General features: G+C 73.2%; 5 protein-coding genes. All 5 read left to right on the top strand.

Features of this window, described 5'->3' with window-relative positions; translation table 11 throughout:
• Positions 1-5 precede the first annotated feature (5 nt).
• Entirely contained in the window at positions 6-1148 is a 1143-nt protein-coding gene (locus tag ACFQ36_RS21525; RefSeq protein ID WP_377017397.1) for a TadA family conjugal transfer-associated ATPase, read from the top strand.
• Positions 1145-1963, top strand: coding sequence for a type II secretion system F family protein (locus ACFQ36_RS21520; RefSeq protein WP_377017395.1), 819 nt, complete (start codon positions 1145-1147; stop codon positions 1961-1963). The genes ACFQ36_RS21525 and ACFQ36_RS21520 overlap by 4 nt, the downstream gene beginning before the upstream one ends.
• A gap of 164 nt (positions 1964-2127) precedes the next feature.
• Positions 2128-2535 carry a type II secretion system F family protein gene (locus tag ACFQ36_RS21515; RefSeq protein WP_377017393.1) on the top strand — a complete coding sequence of 136 codons (408 nt, stop codon included), beginning with the start codon at positions 2128-2130 and terminating at the stop codon, positions 2533-2535.
• 365 nt (positions 2536-2900) lie between these two features.
• The gene (locus ACFQ36_RS21510) at positions 2901-3242 is read left to right on the top strand and encodes a DUF4244 domain-containing protein (protein ID WP_377017391.1); all 342 of its coding nucleotides are present in this window, start codon (positions 2901-2903) and stop codon (positions 3240-3242) included.
• A 104-nt stretch (positions 3243-3346) separates the two neighbouring features.
• Positions 3347-3611 (top strand): TadE family type IV pilus minor pilin (locus tag ACFQ36_RS21505; protein WP_377017389.1); only part of this gene is annotated, 265 nt, incomplete at its 3' end.

Here is a 3611-nt window from a genome sequence, read left to right as displayed (position 1 = left end):
CCGGCCTGGGCCCGGTCCGCGCCGCGGTCCTGGCCGATCCGACGCCGGTCACCGGGGCCAGGGTCGCCGAGGCGCTCCGCTCCAGCGGCCGGCTGCTGGGTACCACCGGAGCCCTGGAGGCGGTCGACGCCCTGACGGCGGATCTGCGCGGACTCGGGCCCCTGCACAAGCTGGCCGACTCGGAACGGGTGACGGACATCCTGGTCAACGGGCCCGCCGACGTCTGGACGGACGGCGAGGACGGACTGGTCCGGAGCCCGGTGGTATTCGGCAGCGATGCGGAGGTACGGGCCCTGGCCGCCAGGCTCATTGCCGCCGGGGGCCGCCGGCTGGACGAGAGTTGTCCCTGCGCGGACGTGCAGCTGGGCGGCTACCGCGTGCATGCGGTGCTGCCGCCGGTTTCGGCCGGCGGCACTCTCCTGTCCATCCGGATCAGGCGTCCCCGGGTCTTTTCGCTGGCGGAGCTGCTCAAAGGCGGACCGTGGTGGCAGGAATACGTGGAGGCCATTGTCAGGCGGCGGCTGAACTTCCTGATCAGCGGTGCTACCGGGTCGGGCAAGACGACGCTGCTCTCGGCCATGCTCGGATTGGCCGGAAGCCGGGAACGGCTGGTACTGGTCGAGGACGCGGGCGAGCTGAAGCCGGCACACCCGCATGTGGTGTCCCTGCAGACCAGGCACAGCAATGTGGAGGGCGCGGGCAGCCTCGACCTGGGCGACCTGGTCCGGCAGGCCTTGCGGATGAGGCCCGACCGGCTCGTGGTGGGCGAGTGCAGGGGCGCCGAGGTAGCGGATTTCCTGGCGGCCATGAACACCGGCCACGCCGGCGCGGGCGGAACCATCCATGCCAATTCCGCCCGGGCCGTGCCGGCCCGGCTGGCGGCCATGGGAGCCCTGGCCGGCCTGAGCCGGGAGGCGCTGGCGCTGCAGGCCTGCAGCGCGCTGGACCTGGTCATCCACTTGGAGCGCCGTCCCGCGGGGCGCTGCGTGCAGGAGATTGCGCTGCTGCAGCCGGACGGAGCGGGACATCTGGACGCGGTCCCGGCGCTTGTCGAGTCCGGCAGCGGTGTCGGACTCGGAGCCGGCGGCCAGGCACTGCTGGCCAGGCTCTTCCCCGGCACGGACCGCGGGAAGGAGCCGCAGCCATGACCGGACTGTGGGTTTTCCTGCTGGCGGCAGGAACCGCCGGCATCATGCTGCATGGAGGCCGGCCACATCGGCCGGACCGCCTGCCGGCCGGGTTCGTGCGTTTGCACCGGCACCGGCGTGCCGACGCGGAACTCGCCTGGCAGCTGCCGGTCATTGTGCGGCAGCTGGCCGCGCTGCTCAGGGCGGGCCGGACTCCGGCCGCCATGTGGCAGGACATTGCCCGCGTCCACGACCTCAAGACCTTCGGCCGGCCGGGGCCGGCCGGCACCCTGGATCCGGCCGGCACCGACGCCGGGGACCGTCCCGGGCAGGACGCATCCGGCGGCCGGGGCGGAGCCGCCGCTGCCCTGGCGGCGGTGCTGGCACCGCGGATTGCAGCCGCCGGACGTGCGGCCGAACTGGGGCTCAGCGTCGCCGACACCCTCCGGCAGGACAACGGCGAAGCCGCGGATCCGCGGTTCGATCGTGCCTGGACCGAGCTGGCGGCCTGTTGGGAGGCCTCCGAACTGACCGGAGCGCCGCTGGCCGTGCTGCTGGAGAACTACGCGGACCATCTGCAGCAGGAGCTGGATGCGGCGGCGGCCCGGCGCACGGCACTTGCCGGCCCGCGGGCAACGTCCGTGCTGCTGACCTGGCTGCCGCTGCTCGGCCTGGGCCTGGGCATGCTCATGGGGGTGGATCCGCTCGGGATGCTGCTTGGCACCCCCGCGGGCTGGACGGTGCTGGCGGCCGGGGCGGGACTGCTCGTCATGGGCAGGGCATGGTCCCGCCGGCTGGTCGCCCGCGCTGCGGGCGGACAGGACGCCTGGTGGTAGCACTGCTCGTCTTCTCCTGCGCATTCGGAGCCCTGTGGCTGCTGGCAGGCGGTCCCGGCCGGCCGCGGAGCCGGCCGGCCGGTGTCCGTGCACGCGCAAGTGCCGGAGCCGCCGGCCGCAGGACCGCAGCGCGCCGGCCTGCCGGCCGGTTGGATACGGCATTGATGCTGGATCTGCTCGCGGCCATGCTCCAATCGGGAACGCCCCTGCCGCATGCGGTGGCGACCCTCGCCCGGGTCGGCGCCCCGCCGCTGCGCGACGGGCTGGAAACGGTCGCGGCCGCGCTGATGCTGGGTACCGAATGGCAGGCCGCCTGGGCGCTCGCAGGCCGCGCCGGCCAGTTGCAGGAATTGCAGGATGCCCTCCGTTTCGGCGCCGTGACCGGGGCGCCGGCGGCCGCGATCCTCTACGTGCAGGCGGACCAGGTCCGGCGCAGGCGCCGGCAGGAGGCCGAACGGCGGGCGGCGGCCCTCGGGACACGGCTGGTGCTGCCGCTGGGGTTGTGTGCGCTGCCGTCCTTCATCTGCCTCGGCGTGGTGCCGGTGCTGATGTCGCTGCTGCCCCGGCTCTGAGGCCCATGCTGCGCATCCCGTACCGGGACGGGACCTGCCGGCGCGGGCAGGCCTGGCCACGACCGGCAGGTCCTCACGGCCCTGCCACCCAGATCCCGGATTGCCTGCGGGCATGCCCGAAGACATACCGTTCCGCGGCCGACGGCAACACATTGCACGGCAGCCCGCGCTGCCGTGCAATGTCCCGGTGTCATTCCCTCCGCCCGGTGTCTTTCCCTCCACATGTCGGTGCAACCGGGAGTTATTCAGTTGTCCGTTCCGCCCCGTTCCGGCTCCGGCCGGGACCCGGCAGGCTGGGCATACCGCAAACAGCGGGCCGGAAGACCGGACAGCCAACAAAGACAGACCGGACCCTGGAGGAAGAAATGTTGCTGGCACTGAAAAAACAATGGTCCCGCCGGACGGCACACGGCGCGGACACGAACCTTGGCGAGCACCCGCAGGCTGCGGCGGCCTGCCCCGTCGATGACGCTCCGGATGAGCCGCTGGCCAAGGTCATCGACCTGCCCGGGGCACGGCGGGAACGGACCGGGAAGCGCGGCCGGCAGTTGCTGGCCGGCTCGGATGCCGGAATGGCCACGGCGGAATACGCCATCGCCACGCTCGCCGCCGTCGGTTTTGCCGGGCTGCTGGTGCTGATCATGCGCAGCGGGGAAGTCCGGGGCCTGCTCATGAACATCATCGAGCAGGCCCTGTCGGTGGTGTGACGGGCATGGGGCGCCGCAGCACCGTGCGGAGGGGCGGCCGGACCAAGGGCCGGTGCATTCCGGGCCGGTCTGAGCGCGGGGCGGCAACCGCCGAGGTGGCGGTGGTGCTTCCGGCACTGATGGTCCTGCTCGGGCTGCTGCTGGCCGGAGCCACGGCGGGGGTGCTGCAGCTGCAGCTGGAAAAGGCCGCCCAGGCCGCGGTCCGCCAGCTGGGGCGCGGCGAACCCGAGGGCCGGGCTGCGGCCACGGCCAGGGCGATTGCCGGCGATGCGGTCCGTCTAACCGCGGGTGCAGCGGACGGCTGGGTGTCCGTGCGGGTCAGCGCGCAGGCCCCCGGACCGTGGGGGTCCCTGGGCGGCTGGACCCTGG

It is taken from the genome of Arthrobacter sp. GCM10027362, assembly GCF_042679445.1.
In the GTDB taxonomy this organism is placed as follows: domain Bacteria; phylum Actinomycetota; class Actinomycetes; order Actinomycetales; family Micrococcaceae; genus Crystallibacter.
Note: the sequence above shows the minus strand (reverse complement) of the source record. Positions and strands in the feature narration are given on the sequence as shown.